The organism is Magnetospirillum aberrantis SpK, from assembly GCF_011022235.1.
Classification (GTDB): domain Bacteria; phylum Pseudomonadota; class Alphaproteobacteria; order Rhodospirillales; family Magnetospirillaceae; genus Magnetospirillum; species Magnetospirillum aberrantis.
Genome location: NZ_JAAIYP010000038.1, coordinates 44,827 through 67,245 on the forward strand (window position 1 = coordinate 44,827; position 22,419 = coordinate 67,245).

General features: G+C 61.5%; 16 protein-coding genes. 10 read left to right on the forward strand and 6 right to left on the reverse strand.

Annotated features, from left to right (window positions below):
• Window positions 1-46: 46 nt before the first annotated feature.
• From G4223_RS11260 to G4223_RS11300, 9 genes are all read left to right on the forward strand, one after another.
• Window positions 47-625, forward strand: a complete 579-nt coding sequence (locus G4223_RS11260) for a tyrosine-type recombinase/integrase (RefSeq protein ID WP_163679381.1) — start codon at window positions 47-49, stop codon at window positions 623-625.
• A 64-nt stretch (window positions 626-689) separates the two neighbouring features.
• Window positions 690-1,676, forward strand: a complete 987-nt coding sequence (locus tag G4223_RS11265; RefSeq protein WP_163679384.1) for a hypothetical protein — start codon at window positions 690-692, stop codon at window positions 1,674-1,676.
• Between the two features lie 9 nt (window positions 1,677-1,685).
• Entirely contained in the window at window positions 1,686-2,567 is an 882-nt protein-coding gene (locus G4223_RS11270) for an ArdC family protein (protein ID WP_163679387.1), read from the forward strand.
• Window positions 2,564-2,896: a DUF3768 domain-containing protein gene (locus G4223_RS11275; RefSeq protein ID WP_163679390.1), complete on the forward strand. Its 333-nt coding sequence runs from the start codon at window positions 2,564-2,566 to the stop codon at window positions 2,894-2,896. The genes G4223_RS11270 and G4223_RS11275 overlap by 4 nt, the downstream gene beginning before the upstream one ends.
• A 111-nt stretch (window positions 2,897-3,007) precedes the next feature.
• Complete coding sequence (locus tag G4223_RS11280; protein WP_205762484.1) at window positions 3,008-4,222, forward strand: Druantia anti-phage system protein DruA; 1,215 nt, start codon at window positions 3,008-3,010, stop codon at window positions 4,220-4,222.
• Window positions 4,212-7,055, forward strand: coding sequence for a hypothetical protein (locus G4223_RS11285; protein WP_163679395.1), 2,844 nt, complete (start codon window positions 4,212-4,214; stop codon window positions 7,053-7,055). Before G4223_RS11280 ends, G4223_RS11285 begins: the two co-directional genes overlap by 11 nt.
• Window positions 7,052-8,179 (forward strand): hypothetical protein, encoded by a 1,128-nt coding sequence (locus tag G4223_RS11290; protein ID WP_163679398.1) that lies wholly within the window; start codon window positions 7,052-7,054, stop codon window positions 8,177-8,179. The genes G4223_RS11285 and G4223_RS11290 overlap by 4 nt, the downstream gene beginning before the upstream one ends.
• Before the next feature lie 59 nt (window positions 8,180-8,238).
• Window positions 8,239-9,381, forward strand: coding sequence for a hypothetical protein (locus G4223_RS11295; protein ID WP_163679402.1), 1,143 nt, complete (start codon window positions 8,239-8,241; stop codon window positions 9,379-9,381).
• Window positions 9,382-9,413: 32 nt separating this feature from the next.
• Window positions 9,414-14,948, forward strand: a complete 5,535-nt coding sequence (locus tag G4223_RS11300; RefSeq protein ID WP_163679405.1) for a DEAD/DEAH box helicase — start codon at window positions 9,414-9,416, stop codon at window positions 14,946-14,948.
• A 24-nt stretch (window positions 14,949-14,972) separates the two neighbouring features.
• On the opposite strand, the gene G4223_RS11305 is transcribed toward G4223_RS11300, so the two are convergent.
• The 6 genes from G4223_RS11305 to G4223_RS11330 form a co-directional block, all read right to left on the reverse strand.
• On the reverse strand, window positions 14,973-16,382 hold the full coding sequence (locus G4223_RS11305; protein WP_163679408.1) for an argonaute/piwi family protein: 1,410 nt from the start codon (window positions 16,380-16,382) through the stop codon (window positions 14,973-14,975).
• The gene (locus G4223_RS11310) at window positions 16,379-18,142 is read right to left on the reverse strand and encodes an SIR2 family protein (RefSeq protein WP_163679411.1); all 1,764 of its coding nucleotides are present in this window, start codon (window positions 18,140-18,142) and stop codon (window positions 16,379-16,381) included. Before G4223_RS11310 ends, G4223_RS11305 begins: the two co-directional genes overlap by 4 nt.
• A gap of 106 nt (window positions 18,143-18,248) precedes the next feature.
• Complete coding sequence (locus G4223_RS11315) at window positions 18,249-19,859, reverse strand: alpha/beta hydrolase (protein ID WP_163679413.1); 1,611 nt, start codon at window positions 19,857-19,859, stop codon at window positions 18,249-18,251.
• The gene (locus G4223_RS11320) at window positions 19,856-20,419 is read right to left on the reverse strand and encodes a hypothetical protein (RefSeq protein ID WP_163679417.1); all 564 of its coding nucleotides are present in this window, start codon (window positions 20,417-20,419) and stop codon (window positions 19,856-19,858) included. Before G4223_RS11320 ends, G4223_RS11315 begins: the two co-directional genes overlap by 4 nt.
• Before the next feature lie 9 nt (window positions 20,420-20,428).
• Window positions 20,429-21,040 carry a hypothetical protein gene (locus G4223_RS11325; RefSeq protein ID WP_163679420.1) on the reverse strand — a complete coding sequence of 204 codons (612 nt, stop codon included), beginning with the start codon at window positions 21,038-21,040 and terminating at the stop codon, window positions 20,429-20,431.
• Window positions 21,041-21,042: 2 nt separating this feature from the next.
• Window positions 21,043-21,876, reverse strand: a complete 834-nt coding sequence (locus G4223_RS11330) for a PD-(D/E)XK nuclease family protein (protein WP_163679423.1) — start codon at window positions 21,874-21,876, stop codon at window positions 21,043-21,045.
• A gap of 144 nt (window positions 21,877-22,020) precedes the next feature.
• On the opposite strand from G4223_RS11330, the gene G4223_RS11335 reads away from it, so the two are divergent.
• Window positions 22,021-22,392: a helix-turn-helix domain-containing protein gene (locus G4223_RS11335; RefSeq protein WP_163679426.1), complete on the forward strand. Its 372-nt coding sequence runs from the start codon at window positions 22,021-22,023 to the stop codon at window positions 22,390-22,392.
• The last annotated feature ends 27 nt before the right edge of the window (window positions 22,393-22,419 follow it).

Below are 22,419 nucleotides of genomic sequence, written 5' to 3' on the forward strand. Positions count from 1 at the left end.
ATGCTACAATTAATACGTGTATATTGACTATCTCAGGAGGGGGCCTATGGCAGGCCGACAGGCGAAGATTCTGACACGAACACAAGAGCGCGCGCTGCTGCGCCATGCCGCCTCGGGGCGGTATCCCGAGCGGGACCGGGTGATGGTGCTGCTGTCGATCAAGGCCGGCCTCAGGGCCGGGGAGATCGCCAAGCTGACTTGGCCCATGGTGCTGGACCCGCAGGGCCGCATCGCCGAGCGGATCGAGTTGCACGACAAGGCGGCGAAGAAATGCAGCGGGCGGACCATCCCCATGCATGCCGATTTGAAAGCCGCCCTGGTGCGGCTGCGCCGGGTGCAGGGAAGCGACGGGCCGGCGGTGATCCGTTCCGAGCGGAGCAGCGCCATGCGGCCGGGCAGCGTGGTCAACTGGTTCCGCGCCGCCTATGAGTCCTTGGGCTTCGCCGGCTGCTCGTCCCATTCCGGACGGCGCACCTTCATCACCGCCGCCGCAAAGCTGGTGTCCAAGGCCGGCGGATCGTTGCGCGACGTCCAGCAACTGGCCGGGCACCGTTCCATCGACATGACCCAGCGCTATATCGAAGGCGACACCCAGGCCAAGCGCCGCCTGATCGCCATGTTGTAGGGGCAGTTGCCCCCGCGCCCTCGGGCGCCGTTCATTCCCCCAACCGTTCATTCGGAGATTACCCATGACGCGACCGACTCCGTCGGCTCGCATCGCGGCCGTGTGCGTGCGCGGCCAGCGATGCAAGACCATTGCCCGCAACCCCAGACGCCTGGACCTGGCCGAGGCCATCGTCTCCGCCCTGCTGGAGACAGCCTGGCAGCCCCTCGACGCGGTGCTGCTGCCCGCCGGCTTCCTGCGCCTACCCACGTCCATCGCCGATCTCGACTTCACCGGCCGGGCCGAGGCGCTGGCCCGCACCCGCATCGGGCGGTCCCTGATCCGCCAGTGCCGGCGACTGGAAGCGGCCTTCCCCGGCATCCTGATGGTCACCGGTATCGACGGCGACGGAATGGACGAGGGCGACGATCAGCTGTGCGTCGCCTTCGGCGCCCGTGGCGTGGTCGGGGTGGCGCGCAAGCTGTTCCCCACCGATCACGACACCCGCAATCCTGAGCGTGCGGTGACGCCCCGGCTGGCCGATTACGATTGTCCGGGCCGCATCGTCGCCCTGCCCTCGGGCCGGCGGGCGGCTTTGTGCGCCTGTTACGACGTGTTCGGCTTCCACGAGGGGCCGGACACGCTGTCGGCCCGCACGCGGGCCATCCGCCAGATTCATGACGGCAGAAGGGTCCTGGCCGATGACCAGGATGGTTTCGCCGCCTTGCGCCGCGCCGCATTGGCCAGTTGGCAGGCGCGCTGGCGGGGCGCGGGCGTCGATCTTGCCCTGGCCGCCATCCACGGCTTCGAGCAGCCGGGCCGCGACGGCTATTGGCAGCGTCACGGCATGGCCTGCGCCGCCGCCGCGCTCGGCGGGGCCTCCGTCGGTGCCGCCCATTTCGAGGACGGCTTGCCGGACCCGAAATCCTCGACCCTGACCGCCGCCAAGGTGCCCAAGGCGCACCTGAAGGCCGGACCCTATCGCCGCGCCCATGCCCTGGCCCCCACCGCCTGGGTCACTGTCCGCAAGGGCGGACGCGAGGCCGCGCTGATCCGGCTGTTCCAGGTATAGGGGGCAGCCATGAGCCGACGCGACATCCATGCCGAAATCACCGCCCGCATCATCGCCGCCCTGGAGGCCGGAACCCCACCGTGGCGCCGCCCCTGGGGCAAGGGCGGCCCTGCGCCATCGTGGCCGCGCAACGCGGTGACGGGGCGGCCCTATCGCGGGATCAACGCCCTGCTGCTGGCCTGGCACCCGCTGGCCCTGGCCGGGGGCGATCCGCGCTGGTGCACCTACAACCAGGCCCGCGACAAGGGCTGGCAGGTGCGGAAGGGCGAGAAGGGCACCGTCATCATCTTCTTCAAGCGCATCGAGATCGACGACGAGGAGTCCGACGACGATCCCCGCATCATCCCGGTGTTGAAGACCTTCGTGGTGTTCCATGCCGGCCAGATCGACGGCATGCCCCCCTGGGAGCGCCCGGCCCCGCCATCCCCCGATTGGCAGGCACCCCAGGCAGTGAAGGCGCTGCTGACCGCCAGCGGCGTCACTTTGCGCATCGGCGGGCGCGAGGCCAGCTACAGCATCGCCCGCGACCTGATCCGCCTGCCGCCCGAGGCACTCTTCCGCAGCCCGGAAGGCTGGGCCGCCACCGCGCTGCACGAACTGGCCCACGCCACCGCGCACCCCAGCCGGCTGGACCGCGAAATATCCCGCCATTACGGCAGCCCTGCCTATGCCCTGGAGGAATTGCGGGCCGAACTGGCCTCGGCCTTCGTCTGCGCTGAGTTGGGCCTGCCTCCCGACCTGGAGCAGCACGCCAGCTACATCGACGGCTGGCTGGAGGCGCTTCGGGGCGACAAGCGGGCGGTGTTCCGCGCCGCCTCGGCGGCCCAGGGCATCGCCGACTGGATTCTCGCCCTCATCCCCAACCCCAATGCCGAAGGGAGCGTATCATGATCATCGACAAAGCCGAACGCATCCGCCGCCTCAACGATTCCTTCCGCCGCAGCTTCCAGGGCGGCAAGGTCTTCCTCACCGAGGGCGTCCGCGCCCTGGGCAACGATCAGCTCCGAGCCATTCTCCGCCAGGTCCGCACCTTCGACGCCTTCACCCCCGACAACGATCCCTACCAGGAGCATGATTTCGGCGCCTTCGACGAAGGCGGCAAACGGGTGTTCTGGAAGATCGATTATTTCGACGCGGAGATAGAGGGGGCGTCGGCTGATCCCAGCGACCCGGAGGCGACGACGCGGGTGATGACGGTGATGCTGGCGGAGGAGTGGTGAATGGGGCGGATATGGCACAGAAGAGCACGGAGACATGCTTGCGGATCAATCACCATCGCTCTATCCTTGCGAGCAAAGATTGAGGGGAGGGTATCCGTGAAAAAGGGGGGCGTGGCCGATGCGTTCAAGCCAGAGGCCAAATTAAAGCGAAGCATCCGCCGCCATTTCACGAAGCTGGGATTCGCCAAATCTCAGGATGGCACTCTTATTCTCCCCGGTACCGGCAAGGATGTCGTGCGACGCCTTCACGCAGGTCAGCGGAATGAGAAGCTGGAAGCGGGAAAGAATTTCCTCGCACGAGCCCTGCCGAAACATCTGCAGTATTTTGCGGATGGCGCCGAAATCGATCCGTCGCGTATCCGTCTCTCGTTGAGACGGGTCAAGAGTGACACGGTGGAGGCCGACCTGTTTCGTCTGGCGACCCTCACATGGTCGGTGCCGGTCTCGGCAGGCTTCGGACGACGCATGCGCTATCTCGTCTGGGACGAGGCACACGATCGGGTCGCGGGCGTGATCGCCCTTGGAGATCCGGTGTTCAACCTGTCAGTTCGGGATAATCATATCGGTTGGACGGTTGGTGACCGTTCGTCCAGGCTCGTCAACCTTCTCGACGCCTATGTGCTTGGTGCCGTCCCGCCCTACAGCCACCTGTTAGGCGGCAAAGCCGTCGCTTGCCTTGTCCGCTCAAAGGACATATTCGACGATTTCCGGTCGACTTACGGAGATACTGTTGGAATTATTTCAAAGAAGGCAAAATCGGCAAATCTTCTGGTCGTAACGACCACATCTTCAATGGGGAAGTCATCCGTCTACAACCGGCTCAAGCTTGACGGAACACAGTATTTTACGCCGGTCGGATACACGGTCGGGTGGGGGCATTTTCATATTACCGACGCCCTTTTTGACGAGATGCGTGAGTATCTCCGGATGATCAGTCACCGCTATGCGGATCATCATCAGTTTGGCCAAGGACCGAATTGGCGACTCCGGACCATTCGCGCGGCGCTTGGGGAACTCGGGATTAACGAGATGGTCTTGCGCCACGGTATTCAGCGTGAGGTGTTCATCTCCACCCTCGCCACCAACGCAGCGGAGATTTTGAAGACAGGAACCGGGACACCGGATGTTTCCGGCCTGCGGACAGCCTCGGAAATCTCGGATATGGCGCGGGAACGTTGGATGGTGCCGAGGGCCAGTCGGCGCGAAGATTATCGCGCATGGCGGAAGACGGGAATTGCCGACCTAATCCAAGGATCGACAGTCATCGCGCAAGAATCGAATGCAGCGAGTGACGCTCAGGGGTGGACCGGGAGAGATGCTGGCTGAGGCGCAAGAACGGCTCGACGAACATTTCCTGTCGCTGAGCCGCGAGAGAGCGGGCCTCGGTTACCCTGTTTACGCGCTTGAACACGGACTTGATCCTTCCGGGATTTTGGCGCTTCGCACGGCGCTTGCCGACGCCTTGGCTCGTGACGGGGCATTGTCAAGAGCCCACTGGCTCCCATGGATCGTTGTGGCAGCCGAAATCGGCTACGACTACGATGGCGACGAGTACTGGGACTCGTTCGCGCGTGCCATTCCCAACTGGCGTGCCTACGGGAATCGCGCGACGATTCGGACCTGGTTCGACGCCTTTGCTAAGCGTTACGGCGGGTTTCGCCCGAGCGGGCGGTGGGCGCAGCATTTTTCGATCATCGCTTGGCCGATTGCTCACGCTATCCTTCCGCGTGATCTACAAGGGCAGTTTGCGCGGCACCTCTATGACCTGCGTTACGAGTTGGCCCGCCGGTCGGGCGTGCCCATCGGAGAACTCGGTTCGATCATCCGAGCCGGCGACCCGGCCGGTTCTTCCCGCTTCCAGCATCTCCTCGATCAAACGGAACTCACGGCGAGGCTTGTCCTTGCGCTCCGCGACGAAGACGTGCTCGACGCCGTTCCAGCTATCCACCGACCGACCCTCGCCCGGATCGTTGCCGATTTGGAACGCCGACAGTCCGCACGCGATTGGCTGAAAGAAGCGAGGACGGTTCTCCGAGAAGCGAGGATGCGTGCGAGTGCCGCTCTGAGCCGACGAGGTGGCGGTACAGCAAGCCGGAAAGACGCGGAGCCGGAGGGGGGAAACGGAGCACGATTGGTTGCCCGGCAGTCGGCGGAGGGGGCCTGGGTGCTCGGCGTCAGCTTGCCCGACCTTGCACAAATTGTTCGGCAGGCGGGGCTTGACCCAAAAACTCTCGATCAGACCCGCTTCCGCTTGGGCGACCATACCTCGAGATGGATGCCAGGACGGGGGCTTCTGACCTTGGCAAAGACGGAGCAGCGCATCCGATCTCTCGTGCAACTGGCTTCCCAGTCCATCCTTTACTTTGAACGAGATATTCCGTGTTTGTCTGGCCTCCTGGCGGGGGCAGCGCGGATCAAAGGGAATTCGCCGTGGCTCCTGCGAATCCAGGAGGATGGTGTCGCGCGACAACTTATCGGGAACTATGTCCGCGCGGGTCAGAACTATCTCATTGTGTCTGAGATCGAACTGGCGCCAGAAATTGTTCACGTCCTCAAGCTTCAGGCTATCGCCGCTGGCGTGGAAGACGGAACGGTCTACATCTTGAGAATCCCCCGTACGCTCGGAGCCAACGAACTCAAAGCCCTCGACGCAATCAAGATCGGCCACAGGCTTTGCGCCAACATTGAACCGATGGGGCTTGTGCCCCGGTGGGATGGTGCCGCCGGGTGTTCCGTGTGGCTGACAACGGAAGAATTGCTTCTTCGACTGTCAGCCGATCACCCCGTGCAGGAGTTTTCCGTCAGCGTCGATGGATGCCCCGTTGTCCGCATTCCCGTCGGTAATCTGCCCGAAGCGATCGTTTCGCTGGGCTGTTTGCCGGCAGGACCGCATGTGATCGAAGTCGGCGCTCTCACGAAGGGGGCACAAGGGGGCCAGCTTGAACCGGAACGCCTCGATATTGACGTGCGGACGCCTCTGCCGTGGCGGCAAGGTGTGCGTCAGCAAGCCGGCTTTCGCGCGATCCGGGAGCCGGACGATGCGTCGCTCGATAACATACTCGATGGCAAGGCGCGGCTCGCGATTGTCGGTCCCCCCGAGCGTGCCGTCGCGGTCGATGTCAAGTTGTTCAATCTCAGTGGCCAACCGACTGAACGCATCCCCCTTGGTCGTGTGGCGTCGTTAGCAGACGAACCCGCGCTCCGGCGATTACTCGCCAAACTCGCCCAGGGAACGCGTGCCGAGGAGATTCATTCAGCGCCTCGGGTCGATCTTGCCTTCGCCGTCGATGAATTGGGCGTGGATACGCTTTCCTTCTTCCATAAAGTCCGGCCCCTCCGCTGGCGATTGGAGGTCGAAGATCGGGCGTACAGCGTCCGCCTCATTGACGAGGCCGGCGCGGATCATGCCGTCACGATCAAACAGTTCAATGTCTCCCGGCCGGACGTTGGAGTTGACGTAGACTACGACCAATGCCTCGGCGGGTGCGCCGTCGCAGCGCCCGGCGCATTGTTTGTCGCCACCAGTGAGAAGAAGCCCTTTTCAGCAATCGTAAGTGTCCCGCCGCAGCGTGACCGGATAGCTCTGACCGATTTAGACGCCGCCGTAACGGTTTCGCCCTCGCTCGACGGACCGAAACATATCCCTCGCTTGCTCGCCTTGCTTCGCCACTGGAGCCGTGCGCATCAAGTTCTCGGGCCTATCGGCATGGTGAGGAAGGCCGAAGTCTGTGCAGCCTTCGAGCAGCGCGTGGCGGCCATCGTCTGCGGCACTGATTGGGCGCGCCGGGCCTGGCAGTGCCGAGCAACTCAGATTCCATCGCTGGATCAGTTACAGCGCGAGATCGGAGCATCACCAGGGTTCGGCTCCCGGCTGAAGTCAACGGATTGGCGGCAGGCAATCGGCGACGGTTCGGCTCCAACAGCATTCGCGCACTTTGCCGAGGTCTACAGGGTTTCCAGCGATCCGGAACTATGTGCATTGGCCTTGCAGTTGGCCTTGTCGCCGGCCACCGTCAAATTCGACACGCCCGACAAAGGCGTGCCGTCTTGGGAGCGTCTGGCCCAAGTTCCGGCACTGGCAAAAGGCGCATTCTTCGTCCGGCTTGTTGTCGGCCTCGCGATTAACACTGTCCCGACAACCGAGATGGTGTGCGCATGACTATTGCGATCCTCACTAGAGACGCAGCGCTCCGTCGTGTCGAACAGGCATTGTGGGTTTCGGCCGATAGTGTCGCCGAAGGACCTTCCATTCCCCTCATCGCACAGGCTCTCCGCCGTGCCGTGCATGTTCTAGCGCCCTGCCCAAGGCATGAACTGGAGCGCGCTGTCGTGCAATCCCTGTCGGGGCTTGCGGCGGATCATGAACAACTCGTCGCGAGTACTGACGAAACACTGGAATCCCTCATCGCCTATGGCGACATCCTTGAGATGCGGTCACCTGCCGATGATCCCTGGTCGATTAGCCCGCTCGTCGTGCGGCCAGCCCCACCGGCTTTCGTGGTTCGGAACAATGGAGATGTGATCCTTCTTGGTGTCGCGGGCGACGAAATCTCGCCGCTGCCGGGAGAATGGACCAGGCGTATCGTCTGCCGCGGCGTTCTTCGAACCCTGGTGCCAAAAGAGGGAGAGGACCTTCGCCTCTTTCTGATGGAACTGGGATTGATCGAGTTGTCTGAGAAGACTTGGCTGCATTTGCCGCCGACGGAGACGGCACAGCAGTTTGCGGCGGGTTGGATGCATAGGCTATCTGAATCTCCGCCAGTGGCAACCATCGAAGGGTTACAGGTTCTCGATACCCGGAAGTCGCCATCCTATTACACCGGCCGCTGGACAGAGCCTGACCGCATAGCGAACGGCATGCACATTGGCCGCCGACCCCAGCGTTATGGTTCCCCCCTGTGGTGCCTTGTTGATCTCTTCGACGGTGTCCCCCGCCACTTTATCGACCTTGCTTCGCGGAACAGACGCGAGCGGCCCTGTGATATCGCCTGGCGGATACAGATGGCCTTGGACGCCGCCGCAGGCGCCCCCCAACAGGTTCGCATCCGGCCATCCGATCGCGGTTCGATCCTCGATTTCTTCTCACCGCTTCCGTCCTGGGCCGAACGGAAACTGGCTATCTCAGGAGGGCGGACACCTCCCTTTCGTAGCCTCCTCGCCTATGCCGTTCCGGCATGCGGTACGGATGAAGCGCTTTCCTTTCTGGAAGATTATCTCTGGCTTACTCTCGCCGATAAGGGCAAACATGCGAGTTCGAATGCCGGCAATTGCACCTATCTCTAGCTTGTCAGTACTGGTGAGCTCAGTGCACGTCGCTGCGACGCCAGTGAAAGGATATTAAAATGCATCTCTGCCTCTCATCATCCTCTCGTGAAGGATACAGCCGCGACGTCGTTGATACGTTGGCTGCACCCATAGGCTCAGAGATACAGTTCCGCTATGATAGCAAATGGATATCGCCAGATATTCTCGGCAAACCCGCGAATGAGTGTGATGCAATACTCAGTTTTATCGAGCTGCGGGGCAAGCCTGGCAAGCCATTTATCATGCCGCTGCGGGTGGCCAAAATTTTTGCCGTCGAGCGCATGGGGACAACGGCAGTTGTTATGTTTCGTCTCGGCGGCTACCCAGTGCCTTCTGATATAAAAGAATTTTCCGATAAATTGCACGCTACGCACCGTGATATCCATAAATACCAGGATGCCACAAAGCCGAGTGGATATTTGTGGTTAGAACTTGGCGATGAGATCGCCTGCCCACCCATTAATCCAGGTGGGCCCGAATTTGCCTGGGAAAGCATCGTAAATAATTTTGTCAACGCCATCAAATACCCAGATAATTACTCGCACGAAATTCACGATAAATCGGCCCTGAATATGTCGCCTTACGCCGACGCATCCCCATTCTACATGTTCCATTCAGTTATCGACAGGAATTCAGGTCAGCCTGCCGCCAAAAAAATCGATGGCGACAGAAGTGTATTCTCTGTCCGTCCGGGTGAAGAATACACAGTAAACATATACCACAAACATCCCAGCAAGGACTTCCCAGGCGTCAAGCTCAGGATCACACCAGAGGACTCCGGCTCCAGCATCATTGGCGCTAAAGAACACCCATTTAACACTAGATACGATATGAAAAAATTCAACGTGGCAGTTCCAAGAACAATCTCTGGCTCGACCTCATCGTTATTGGTGTCTCGTATATTTGAAGAAAAATCCGGAAAGCAACTGCAAATTGACGATTATAGAATATATCTAGAGGCAAGGCCATCGTTTGCGCTTCTGGCTTTGTATTGTGCGTTGATAGGCGCCCTATTTTTGTTGGCGCAAATTCCGATTCTTTTCAAGGCCACGGGAACAGTTGAGTGGTGGGCGGTTTGCCTTATTGGCGTCGCTGGTATTCTCTTGGGATTCGTCACATGGGCTAAAGACAATATTATTGGAATAACAAATTATATAAAATACAGGTTTCCAAATCTATAGGCGCATGAACATCCTCTACATGGAGAGAGGCCGTGACGGGGACGATTCAAGAGACAATCGACGAACTCCGCCAAACCCTGACGGATTATATCGAGGCGACCTATCATATCGGTCACCCTCTTCTCGTCGAACAGCGGAAACGGCTTCTCGCCGAATCCGGCGGCATTTTTCAAATTCCCTATCTTGAATCGACGCCGCGCTACGTCGCGGGAGAAACTTATCAAACCATGGCTGGGTTGCCTGACGCGGTAAAGGAAGCTTTCGCCCGTCTGTCCGACCCAACGAAGGGTAAGCCTCCCATCTTCAATCCGCCCTACCTGCACCAGGCCGAGGCGATCCGCCAATCGCTCGGAAACAATAAGAACCTGATGATTATGACGGGCACGGGCTCGGGAAAGACCGAGTCGTTCTTGTTGCCGATCCTCGGAAAGCTCGCGATCGAAGCTCGGGACCATGCGGAACAGTTCCGATCCCTTCATGCCGTCAGGGCGATTGTCCTCTACCCCATGAACGCGCTCGTCAACGACCAGTTGGGCCGCCTCCGCTTGCTTTTCGGCCACCCTGCTGTTGTGTCGATGTTCGAGGAATGGTGCGGTCGTCCTGCTCGTTTTGCCCGCTACACCAGCCGCACCCCTTACGCTGGCGTTCGGTCGCCGGCCAAAGACCGTAACCGCCTTCAGTCGATCGAGGATTTCTTTGTCGCGATCGAAGACGGAGCACGCCGCCATCGAGAGGGGCATCAGCAAATCGCCGAAGAGGACGAAAAAGCATTTGGACTACAGGAAAAACTCGCCAAACGAGGCAAGTGGCCAGCAAAGCCCAGTATCTCGGACTGGTACGGAGCGCCTCACGCGCATTGGCGCGATCGGAACGGCCATTACCAGCGCGCAATTGCCGGCGCTCACGACTCGGAGCTTCTGACCCGCCATGAGGTGCAGGAGTTCCCGCCGGACCTTCTGATTACGAACTATTCGATGCTCGAATATATGATGATGCGTCCCATCGAGCGTTCGATCTTCGACAAGACGCGTGCATGGCTTAACGCCTGCCCGAACGAAAAGATCATGATCGTCCTCGACGAGGCGCACCTTTATCGGGGCGCCCAGGGCGCCGAGGTCGGGCTGCTATTGCGGCGTCTGCGGGAAAGGCTTGGAATCTATCAAGACCGCTTTCAGGTCATTTGCGCATCGGCGAGCTTCAGTGAAGAAGGTCGCGCCAGTGCCGGGAATTTCGGAGCACAATTGGCGGGTGTCCCCCCTGAGACATTCGTTCCCGTCACGGGCACCCTGGCGACAAGGACTCCTGAAGGCCAAGGATCGGCCGCCGATGCCAATGCCTTGGCCGCCGTCGATTTGTCCAAGTTTTATGCTGATACCCTTGCCGACCAGGCCGAGGGAGCGAGGCCATTCCTCAATTATCGAGAGGTCGAGGCCAATCAGGATCTGGGAGCCGCTCTTGTGGCTGCTCTCCAAGGTTTTCCGCCCTTCAATCTCCTCGTCAACGAAACCATGAAATCCGCTGTTCCCCTCAAAGAACTTGGAACGAAGCTCTTTCCGAGGATTCCCGAGGATCGCGCCAATGACGCGCTCACCAAATTGCTGGCTCTTGGAAGCCGGGCGCGGAAAAAGGCCGACGAGCCGAGCCTGTTGCCGTGCCGCATTCATTCGTTCTTTCGCGGCTTGCCTGGGCTCTGGGTGTGCATGGACCCCGATTGCACCGAACTTTCCCCGGAGGAAAGGGGCGGACCAGCGGGCAAGCTCTACGGTCAGCCCCGTGAACGATGCGGCTGCGGCGCTCCCGTACTTGAGTATTTCACATGTCGGTACTGCGGCACATCATACGCCCGCGCCTACACGAACGACGTTGCCCACTCGACACTCCTCTGGGCTGAACCGGGTCATGTCCTCCGAACGGATGCCGGGGTTTTTGAGGCGTGCCAACCGATTGACCTTCTTCTGGAGGAACCGACCAATCCGGCGCAGGGGCTGCCATCAGATTATGATCTGAGCACCGGCATGCTCAATCCGGCAAACCTTAGCGAGCGCCGTCGCACGGTATTCCTGCGGCCAGACATCGGGGGGCTTGCTCCGGCGGAAGACCAAGGCCATGCCAGCGCTCATCCCGGAACTTTTGTTCCCTGCGGTTGTTGCGGTAGGCAATACCTTTTCGGCCAGTCAAGCGTGCAGGATCACCAGACGAAGGGCGATCAGCCGTTTCAATCCTTGCTTGGAACGCAAATCCGCGTGCAGCCGCCAGGTCCGCAACCCGCAACAGAGTTTGCCCCGCTCAGAGGGCGAAAGGTGCTGGTCTTCTCGGACTCGCGACAGGTCGCCGCGCGCCTTGCGCCGACTTTGCAGAACTATTCGTTGCGTGACACTGTTCGCGCTTTGCTACCGGTCGGATTTCAAATTCTGTGCCGCGATCCGCAAATTGGCGGCGAGGTCGTTCTTGATAATGCATTTCTGGCGGTCATCGTTGCCGCGCATAGGTTCGGGGTCCGTGTTCGTCCGGAATTGGGGCAAGGAGAAGTTATGCCCCGCATTGAGAGCGTCCCTATGGGGCAGGTTCCAACGGGCGGCGAACTGCTCCGACTCTTTAATGCGTCCTGTCCCGTTAATCTCATGGGCGCAGTCTGGAATGTTTTGACGGACAATAATCTTGGGTTGGAGCCATTGGCTGTGGCGTCAGTCCGGGAGAGTTCCCGTTTTACCCAGCGACTCTTAAATCTTCCAGACTTACCAGGTGTGGCCGAAACTCATGCATCGAAACTCGCGGTCGTACGGACTTGGTTCCGATGCTGGCTCCGTGGTCCGGGCATTTGGTTTAGCAAGATGCCGGGCAACTGGTGGTCAACGAAAATCACCCAGCATCGCGGTTCATTTAAGGACATGGATTGCGTCCTTGTCACTAAACAGGCCAAGCAGACTTTTGCAAAACTTTGGCTACCCCGTCTTATGGGCGATTTCACGGAGACGGTTGACGGCGGTACACGCCTCCTTGCGGCGAATCTTTTGCTGGAAATAGGTGGCGTATGGCGGCGTTGCCCCAAGTGCAAATCTGTTCATCGGCCGATCAGTGGTCTCGACATTTGTATCGACTGCCTCGCGCCGGGCGTTGAAGACTTCGATCCGGCGACCGATGCGGTGTTCGTGGCACGGCGCGGCTTCTATCGTGATCCCGTGATTCACGCCCTTACCAGCGACAACCCGGCGATTATGTCTTTGATTGCTGCCGAGCATACGGCGCAGTTGAACGCCGCCCAACCAGAGGACGCCTTCTCGCAAGCGGAAAACCATGAAATCCGCTTCCAGGACATCGACATCGCTTGGCGCGATACCGATCCGCGCGAGCCGGCGATCGATGTTCTGTCGAGCACGACCACGATGGAAGTCGGCATCGACATTGGCGAACTTTCCGGCGTCGCACTCCGCAATATGCCGCCGGGACGCGCGAACTACCAGCAGCGGGCCGGTCGGGCCGGCCGACGCGGCACCGCAGTTGCTACCGTTGTCGCCTTTGGCAGCGCCGACAGCCACGACGATCACTATTTCACGGAGCCGGACGAAATGATCCGGGGGCCGGTCACCGATCCCCGCCTCACGCTCGAAAATGCCGACATCGCCCGCCGACATCTTCGTGCCTATCTGTTGCAGCGGTATCACGAAGCGCGCATCCCAGATATCGACCCGCAGGCCGACCCGAACCTGTTCTCCGTTCTTGGGCGCGTGTGCGATTTCCGTGCGGGAACCGGTGTGCTGAACCGCCAGGACTTCATTGATTGGCTTGCCGCCAGTCGCGATGATCTTAAAAGTGCCGCCGATCGGTGGCTTCCCTCGGAACTATCTCCAGATGATCGCGCGCGACTTATTGCCGAAATGGCCCAGGACGTTGTCAAGGCCGTGGATGATGCCATCGGTTTTGTCGGCGCCGAAGCAGGGCCGGACCAAGGCCCAATCGCCACAGCCAAGCTGACGGAAGGCGGCGATCGGCAAGACGGTGAGGGTGAAAGCGACACCGGGGATGAAGATGTCGATTTCGTCGATCCCGCTGCCGACAAACTACTAGATCGGCTCCTGTATTGGGGCGTTCTCCCTCGGTATGCCTTTCCAACAGACGTAGCGCCCTTTTACGTTTTCAATCGGGCCCTTTCGACGCCCTATCGGCCCAAGATGGAATTCGCGCCCTCGCAGGGGCTCAATGTGGCGCTTTCCCAATACGCCCCGAACAAGCAAATATGGATCAAGGGAAAGCAGTATACGTCAAAAGCCATTTACTCGCCGTACCGTAGCGAGCGGAGAGACGCATGGGGGAAAAGGCGCCTTTACTTTGAATGCAGTCGCTGCGGTCACGCGAAAACAGAAGATTACGCCGAAGGCCGCCGGAATGCCGTCGTCGAATGCGAGGCATGCAAAACACCCAGCAGCTTTGGTCCCGCAAAACCTTGGTTCAGGCCCCCCGGGTTCGCCCATCCCATCGACCGCGATCCCGTCTCGACTCCCGATGCGCCGAATGAGACCGCTTACGCGACACGAGCCAAGTTGGTTATGCCGACGCCTGCCCCCGATAGCGGATGGACGTCTGTCGGGAGTCGCGTGCGCGGCTTTCCAACCCGTAAGCATCTCCTGGTCTCGAACTCGGGACCTGATGGAGAGGGCTACCACTATTGCGTTGCTTGCGGACGGATTGAGTCGGTCATCGACCCGGAAGTCAATTTATATCAACCTCATGCCCGTCCATTTCCGAGCGATGAGCCGGAGCAGTGCCCTGGCCGCACGACAAGAGGTGTTGTGCTGGGCACGGATTTCCTAACGGATATTGCCCTATTTTCCCTTCCTTTTGACGCCCCATTCCGTCTTCGGCCCGGTAATGACGAAACGACGGCGGCCCTTCGCACCGTGTGCGAAGCGGTCGCTGCGGCAGCCTGTCGACTTCTCGAAATCGAACCAGGTGAAATCCTCGCCGAGTACCGGCCAGCTCTCACCGAAGCGGGCGCTACCGGTCTCGAAGCTGAAATCTTCATCTATGACACGCTGGCAGGCGGTGCCGGCTTTGCGCCCCAACTTGTCGGACGTGGGGAGGCATTATTCGAGGAGGCCCTTCGCATTCTGACCGATTGCCCCGCCTCTTGCGACGCATCCTGCTATCGCTGCTTGAGAAGCTTCCGGAACAAGCTTGAACATCGCTTGCTTGACCGCCACCTCGGGGAGCAATTGCTCCGGCACACCCTGTACGGTGGCTATCCTGCCTATCCGGCTGATCGCGTCGTGGCCTCGCTCGACATCCTGTTCGATGACCTTAACCGTCAGTTCTCGGCGACCTTTGAGTTTAGCCGGAATGTAGTGCGGCCCGTTGAAGGGCGTTCGGTCACAATCCCGATCCTGGCCACGCGGAAATTATCTGGACAAGAAACCTGGGTTACCTTGAGTTCGCCAATAGCACCTGCTGTCCCAGTGCAGGACGATTTGCGTCTTATGGGCAACGCACTGTCCATCATTCCCATTGATGACCTTCTCATTCGTCGTCACCTGCCGGAGGCCATACAGATGGTTATGCGGAATGTACAATAACTAAATGGAGCCCCTCTGTCGCAGCTACATAAAGTTTCTAAAATCGTAGATCGAGTCCACAATGTTCGGGTTCTGCTTGATGATCGCCGCAAAGCACGAGGAGTACACAAGCGTCACCGGCAGCTTCTTGTAGAGTGTGTTGTTGTTCCAATCCATTTTCGTCAGACCAAGAATTCCGGCGCAGGTTTCATGCCAGCCGCCCTGGCCAGAAAAGCGACGAACAAGAATAGGGGACGGTGTCGGCTTAAGGATGCCCTCCTTATAGACATCCTGATTGGGGCGCTGGACATTGACGCCGCTGACACTCCCCTGGGTCCACAACAGTGCCTCATCCTTCGCAATAGGCAGGTAGCTTCCTCGCCTGATCGGATAGCCGGCAGCCTTGGGTGGCTTGACGCTGTCGTAGCGCACCCCCATCCATTCAACGTCCTTGACGATCTGGACGAGTTCCACCTCCGTCCCGTCCTTGAAGCTGTCGAGAGCGCCGAGAATTTCCTCTTCCTTGAAAGGAGTGTTCTTGTGGATGGTTATCTTGTTTGGGACACGCCCGAAATGCCCACCCTGATAAATATTGAGACTGCGGGACAGGACTGATTGCATTTCGTAGTAGGAGAGGTAAGGGTTTCGCCCCTCTTCCTGAAACTCGCGCGCATCGTAGGCCACGAACCGAAAGCCGGTTCCGTCTGGATCGAAGACCTGGCTACAGCAGGTCGTGTACGAGATGCCGTTCGGCCCCGACTTCATCGCGTAGCTGAGGCCGATGAAGGCTTCATCGTTTCTCAGTCCTGTGAGCTTCCATGGAACACCACCGGCCTTGGCGTATAGTGCGACGCTCAGCCCCCACAGAACATTGGCGCGGCATCGCCGTTCGAAACTGGATCGGCGGACGATCTGAATGGGGATATCCAGCGGGGCGCAAAAAGCCTTGAGGTAATCGTGAAAATCGAAATCCTCTCCTTCGAAGCAGTTCGCCCAATCCGCCGGAAGATAGACCAGAGCAACATCGAACTCGGAGCGCACAGTTCTCAGCCGCGCCAAAGACTGAAACAGCTCTTCCGCGAGCTTATGTCGCGCCCCTGCTGACGCATGGCTATCAAGCGCCGAAGGAAGGGCTATCGTGGTGCGGTCTGTGGGAGAAGCCACAGGGATTCGAAACAGGCCCGAGAATCCGGGGTAGTCGGGGTAATAGTTGGTTGCTTCCACCGGTCTGGCGTTTCGGTCCAATTCTGTAATCAACTTCCGTAGGGGGGCGAAGTCATTATTTCGAGCCACCAATGCCAGCCGAAGGCTGTTCGGCATCCCGAAGCGCAGCCCGTAAGGGCCATGCTTGATCAGGCCGAGCAACGGGTGCTTTTCGCGTTGATTGCCGTGAAACAATAATTCTGGTTCGGGAAGCGTCGAGTGCCCGGCCAATTCGGGATTGGGGGCTGTCATGTACTCAGCCTCTTGGTGTAGGCCGTGCGGCTGCCGAGCGTGAACAGGGGATTGTTCGGACCGGTTGGACCGGGGAATGCTTGCAACGCGCATGCGATCCCACGTTGATCCGAGCCGATCACGACGCGCACCCACGCGTCCATCAGTGCATCGAACTTGTTGTTGAACCGCCCCTGGCGCCGACCATCCATGAAATCTGCCGCGAGCTTTCTCGCGCCCCGTGGCCATATCCAAATATCCGGCTCGATTACGGCCCATGTCTGCCCGGACTTCTGGGCAATCGATACCCGTAGCGCCTCGGCCCATGAAATTTTGCGGGGTGCTGGAAATTCCTCGGAAACGGGAGCGAAGAGACCAGGGATGTCACCGGAGAGCTTGCTGACTTGTTGGAAAACCGGGTTCAAAGCGGTCTTGTCCTCTGCGTGGGGATCGACGATCAAGATGCTTCCAAACCGTTCGCTCCGGGAGAGAAGCGGTCGATCACGCGCGATGGCCGTCACCAAACCCTCTTCCATGAAGCGTTTGAAATGAAGGTGTTCTGGGTCATTCAGGTCCGACGGAATGTTGCTTTCGACCAATTCCACGAGGTTTCCGGCAAAGGCGGCTTTCAATTCTGTCTGGGCTCCCCAACACCAGATTTCCTTGCCTTTGGTAAATATCAAACTGCTCCCCGCAGCACGCTGCAACTCTCTCAGGTCACTCCAGGTGAGGGGTTGCTTCACCCGCGCCACAAGAGCCTTGTTGGGCAATCCGGTGATCGGCAGGGCGTTCAGCCGAATGAGGGGGAGGTCATTTCCGGTGTGCGGTATCGGTATGCTGACCGTCGCGGGAATCGTTCGTCGGACTTTGATGTCCAGGTCGCGCGGCTTGTCGGGAATGTTGCGCCACAGACTGATCATCAGGGAATCATAGGTGTCGATTTCCACCAGTTCCGCTCTGACTCCAACTGCGCGGGCCTCGGTGATCAGATTCTGCACCACCGGAAGAGCGGGCGCGCCCTTCATCGTCATCCAGAACAGCCCGTTTGGAAATGGTGTGGGCTGTTGAAGTGCGTCGCGAAACAGGCGCATTACGCTTTCGTCGCGGCCGCTATAGCCGGCAATAATGAAGCCAAACCGCCCGGCGGCACTTTGCATGGCGAGGGCAAGTTGCTGGTCCTGCTGCGAGAGGTCGCGGGACAGGTTCTTGACGCTGTCGTATCGAAAATCCCCATGCAGTTTGCAATAGAGGGGAAATTCTTCATTGCTCAACGCCTGAAGGGCCGCAGTCGATCCATCCAGATGGTAGGCCATCAATGTGCGCCCGCTAACCTCGGCGAACGCCCTTTCAACGACGCTGTCGAAATTCGTCGTGAAGATCGCACGGGTCATGCCGCTTGCCATCAGTGCGCCGAGAATTCGGTTGCCAACAGTCAGGGTGACACGATCTTCTGACAGCTTCTTACGCAAGTAATTCCGCTGGCGCTCTTTGTCCGCGCCGAAAATCTTCTCGAAATACAAACTGTACTCACTGTCGTCCCAGAGGGCCGGAAATCCGCGTGAGTCCATGAAAGCCTGTATGCGTGATCGCACGGCTTCATTCTGCATGTCCTGGCGGGACACATCCTGATTCTCCGCCTTACAATAATATTGGCTTTTCAAATCCCAGATGATGTCGGTGGCCGTAGGAAGGCCCGACATACGCGATGCCCCAGCACCGAGAAACCAAGCGAAAGCTGGTGGACGAGAGGCAAATTGAAGGGCGAAGTCTGCGGCATCCATGGGAACATATGATTGCCTCCAGACGTAGAAAAGCCAACACAAAATATACCCAACAGAAGTGCCCGCCAGAAGGCTTCCCCCTGCGTAACCCTACTGTTTTGTCCTCCTAAAATTGTCCAGCCACAAACCCCGCGATCCCCCCCACCGCCTCATCCTCTTGACCGATGAAGCCATGATGCGACCGCCCCTCGCAGGGCGGGGACTGGGGTTCGGCACCACCGGTCAGTTCCACGTATGCCTTGCGGGTGGCGCCGATCTTGTCGGTCAGGCGCGGGCCGTCCAGGGCGGGGGAGCGGCTGCATCCGTCGGCGGTGTGGCTGAGGACCAGGGTGGGGACGGTGATGCGGTCCAGGTCCATGTTCAACAGCGAATGCGGTCCCTGTTTGCTGGTGCGCGTGACCGAGGCGGTCAGCACCAGGCCATCGATCCCGGCACCCTGGCGGAGGGCGGCATTGGCGGCGGACAAGGTGCCCCGGCTGGTGCCGACCAGCCAGACCGGCAGGGGATGGCGCTCGCGCAGCCAGGCCGCCACCTTGGCGACGTCCTCGGCATGGGTGGCGGAGACGCGGAAGTGTTCGGGCATGCCGTCCGCCGAATCCGAGGGTGCGTCCAGGGTGGCGACGACGAAGCCGCGTTCGGCCAGCAGGGCGCGCGAGCGGGCCAGGAAGTTGCCGGCCTTCTCGGGCGCCGGTACCGGCTCACGCACCTCGATAGCGCCACCGCCGCCGGGGAACAGGATCAGGATGGCCTTGGGCGGGGTGGCAGGCAGGGTCAGATAGAAGCTTTCCGTCACCTCGCCCCGTACCGGGATGGTGATGGCCTGTTCCGGCGGCAGGGCGGACGCGCGCGGCGGCGCGGCGGTGGTCGGGACGGCCTGCGCCAATCCTTCCCGCGCCAGGAAGGCATCTACCTGGGCCGTCCACAATGGTGCGCCCTTGGTCGAGAACAGCTTGTGGCCGTCTTCGCCGAAGGGCGGCAGCATGATCAATTCGGCCCGGCCGCCGGCCCCGATGAAGGCCGCGTGCAGCCGGCGGGCCAGGGCGGGGCCGATGTAATGGTCGTTCTCGGCATAGACCCACAGCATGGGCACCCGGGCGGTCTGGCCGAAGCGGGCATAGGTGTCGGCCAGAATTTCGGGGCCGCACACCTCGTCGGGGCGGGGCGAACCGCGCCCGCCGGCGAAGCTGATCACCGCCTTCAGGCCCGGCGGCGGATCGGCGGCCAGCGCCACCGAGGCGAAGCCGCCCGCCGAATGCCCCACCGCGATGACGGTCCCGGCATCCACATAGGGCTTGTCGGCCATCAGGCGGACGGTCTCGCGCAGATCCTCGGCGGCGGCGCGCCCGGCCGGCTCATAGGCGGGGGTGGAACAGCGTCCGTAATCCTCGGCGTATTCGCCCTCGGACTCGCCATAGCCCCGCCGCATCACCGCCACCGTCACCCAGCCCCGGCGGGCCAACTCGCGGGCCTTGTCCAACTGGTCGCGCGGGCTTCGGGCGTGGCGGTCGTATTCGTTGCGCGGTGCCCCGTGGCTGAGGATGGCCAGCGGATGGCGTGCGCCATCGTCGGGCCGCACCACCAGGGCGGACAGCGACAGGGTGCGCGTACCGAACAGGCCGGCGAAGCGGGCGGGAAGGCGGATGTCCTCCTCGATCAGCCCGCCTGCTTCAGCCGGCAGGGAGACCAGCAGCAGGAGGACGGCGAGAATTCCCCTCATCGCAGGGTGACCTCGGCATACCATGTCCCCGCCGCCCTGGACTTCCAGTGCAGGTCATAGGCGGCGTTGAACAGCCCTCGGTCGGTGAGTGCGTTGGCGCGGCAGAAGCGCACCTCGGGATCGACCTCGCGGGCGTCGCTGATGGCCTGCGGGCCGGAGACCCGTTGCGGCTTCAGCCCCATCTGGCGGATGGCGCCCTCGACCGCCTTCAGCGCCTCGGCTGAGTCGCAAGCCGGCAGACCGGGACCGGCGGAGTTGGGCGGCGGCAGGGCCGCTTTCTCGGCGACGATGCAGCGGAGTCCGGCCGACCATGCCTGCACCGGCCCCTTGAGCGTGATCTCGCGCCCCACCGAGGCGCTGAAATAGGATTCCACCATCAAATCGTCATCGACACCCGCGACACAGAAGGTTTCGCGGGCGGCGCGGATGTAATACTGGCCGCGCGCGTATTCCACCGTGCCGGTGACGGTGCCCGGCGTGACGGAGATGATCTTGGGCGCGGTTTGCGCCAGGGCGGGACTGGCGGCGAACAATAGGGCGGCGATCAGGACGGAACGCATGGGGGCACCTCACACTTCTAGGGTGGCGATGACGGGGACGAAGGACTCGTAGGCGGCGGCAGCGGCGGGCTCGGGGCGGATGCGGTCCTCGGCCTCGGTGGCGGCGGGGATGTCGGCCTGCCAGAAGGGCGCGTAGTCCACCTTGTCGTCGTCCACCAGCACCCAGCCCTCGGGGGCGGCGAAGGCCAGCCAGTCGGGATCGGCGCCCGCGCCCTTGGTTTCCACCGCCATGCGCAGTGACAGGAAGCGCCCCGAATGGTCCAGGCACACCGCCGTCCACAGGTGCTTGCGGGCGTTGAGGCGGTGCGAGGCCGACAGCATCGCCTCCATCCACACCGTGTCGATCTCGCCCGCGCCGTCGTCCCACAGATGGCTGCCGTAGGGCAGCGGGTCGAAAGCGGCGACCAACGGCCCCCACACCGCGTTCCAGATGTCGTGCAGCAGGCACCAGTAATCGGTCTTGATCTTCAGCAGGGAAAGCCGGGCCAGGTGGAACTGCCGCACCTCGGGCAAGGCCAGATCGGCGGGAATGTGCTCGGCCCGGCCGATGCGCGACAACGCGGCGGCATGGGCGGGAACGGCGTGGTAGGTCAGGGATTCGGGCAGGATCAGCTCGGTCATGGTCAGTCCTTTTCGGCGGCGTGCTCCCACAGATCGGCGCGGAAGCTGTCGAAATCGCCGTGGCCCCGGTGGATGGGGTCACGGGCCAGCCCGGCTTCCCAGCGGCGCAGCAATCCGGCCCACGAGGCGGCCAGCCACCCGGCCCGCTCCTTGCGCGGCGGGGTGCGGCCCTCGGGGGTTAGATAGACGCACCAGCCCCGCGCGGTGCGGGAACGGGCGACATGGCGACGGAGATGATCGGCATAGGCCCGCAACTGGCCGGGCCAGTCGGGGGCGTCGAGCTTGGCTTCAAGAATTAGGAAACAGGGGCCGCCCTCGGGCGCCCGCCATTCCAGCCACAGATCGGCGCGGCGACTGCCGCCCGCCCGGTCCTTGAGGCCCAGTTCGGTGACCACCACCAGACTGCCGTCGGCGATGCCGGGCGCCTTCCCCTTGCCGCAAGCCCCCAGCAGTGCGGTAACGAAGGCGGCGGCGCGAGCCTCGGCCAGCGGGGCCGGGGTGAAGTGCGGCGACAGGAAGAAGGCGAGGCGGCGGGTCAGCAGCGGCTCGGTCAGGCTCTCGCCCCAGGTCAGGCCGCGCCCTTGAGCCAGCCCGTGGCCGGGCCACAGCGGGCCGAAGACACCGGGATCGCCGTAGCCGGCGGACAGCGCGGGGGAAACCGGAAAGGGCGGCAGCAGAGCGAGGTCGGCCTTCAGCGACGCCGGCGGGGCCAGGGTTGGCGAACGCAGCAGGCTTGCCGCGTCGGCCCCAGGCAGGGGGAAGTCCCAACCGGGCCGCCAGCCGGCGACCAGGGCCAGGTCGCGCGCATTTGCCGCCTGTCCGTCCTCCCCCGCCATGCCCGTTCTCCGACCCTGTTTCGGCTCAAGCGGGCAATCCGGAGTCTCACTGTGAACCCAGTTCAGAAACGAATGCGCGCTGGCCGAGCATTATACGAACCCAGTTCGATGGTCCAGCGCGATTCTCTCAACCACACTCAGAGCATGATCGATCCCGTCATCAGCGCCATCCTCAGCCGCCGCATGAAGCAGTTCCGCAAGCTGCGCAACATGAGCCAGGAAGCCTTGGCCGACGCGGTGGGCCGCAGCGTGGACACCATCTCCAACCTGGAGCGCGGCGCCACGCTGACCCGGCTGGAAACCATCATCGAGATCGCCCGGGCGCTCGCGGTGGAGCCGTTCGAGCTGATCCGCGACGATGCCAAGGGCCTGCTGGTGGAGGAACTGCCCGACGAGTTGCGCGAGGTGGTCCACATCACCCGCGAGCAGCCCAGCCCCGTCCGTCAGGCGGTGCTGGAACACGCCCGCGCGACGGTTGGCATGGCGGCGAAGGTCGGGGTGAGGAAGGGGGAGTGAGGCGGCAGTACAGCGCCAGGTGCTGCA

What these genes read in the sequence shown, in the direction of transcription:
- G4223_RS11285 (WP_163679395.1), top strand. Translation starts at nt 4,212, where the DNA reads ATGCTGGCTGAGGCGCAAGAACGGCTCGACGAACATTTCCTGTCGCTG.
- G4223_RS11320 (WP_163679417.1), bottom strand. Translation starts at nt 20,419, where the DNA reads ATGCGTTCCGTCCTGATCGCCGCCCTATTGTTCGCCGCCAGTCCCGCC.
- G4223_RS11260 (WP_163679381.1), top strand. Translation starts at nt 47, where the DNA reads ATGGCAGGCCGACAGGCGAAGATTCTGACACGAACACAAGAGCGCGCG.
- G4223_RS11295 (WP_163679402.1), top strand. Translation starts at nt 8,239, where the DNA reads ATGCATCTCTGCCTCTCATCATCCTCTCGTGAAGGATACAGCCGCGAC.
- G4223_RS11310 (WP_163679411.1), bottom strand. Translation starts at nt 18,142, where the DNA reads ATGGATGCCGCAGACTTCGCCCTTCAATTTGCCTCTCGTCCACCAGCT.
- G4223_RS11335 (WP_163679426.1), top strand. Translation starts at nt 22,021, where the DNA reads ATGATCGATCCCGTCATCAGCGCCATCCTCAGCCGCCGCATGAAGCAG.
- G4223_RS11290 (WP_163679398.1), top strand. Translation starts at nt 7,052, where the DNA reads ATGACTATTGCGATCCTCACTAGAGACGCAGCGCTCCGTCGTGTCGAA.
- G4223_RS11325 (WP_163679420.1), bottom strand. Translation starts at nt 21,040, where the DNA reads ATGACCGAGCTGATCCTGCCCGAATCCCTGACCTACCACGCCGTTCCC.
- G4223_RS11270 (WP_163679387.1), top strand. Translation starts at nt 1,686, where the DNA reads ATGAGCCGACGCGACATCCATGCCGAAATCACCGCCCGCATCATCGCC.
- G4223_RS11275 (WP_163679390.1), top strand. Translation starts at nt 2,564, where the DNA reads ATGATCATCGACAAAGCCGAACGCATCCGCCGCCTCAACGATTCCTTC.
- G4223_RS11315 (WP_163679413.1), bottom strand. Translation starts at nt 19,859, where the DNA reads ATGAGGGGAATTCTCGCCGTCCTCCTGCTGCTGGTCTCCCTGCCGGCT.
- G4223_RS11265 (WP_163679384.1), top strand. Translation starts at nt 690, where the DNA reads ATGACGCGACCGACTCCGTCGGCTCGCATCGCGGCCGTGTGCGTGCGC.
- G4223_RS11330 (WP_163679423.1), bottom strand. Translation starts at nt 21,876, where the DNA reads ATGGCGGGGGAGGACGGACAGGCGGCAAATGCGCGCGACCTGGCCCTG.
- G4223_RS11305 (WP_163679408.1), bottom strand. Translation starts at nt 16,382, where the DNA reads ATGACAGCCCCCAATCCCGAATTGGCCGGGCACTCGACGCTTCCCGAA.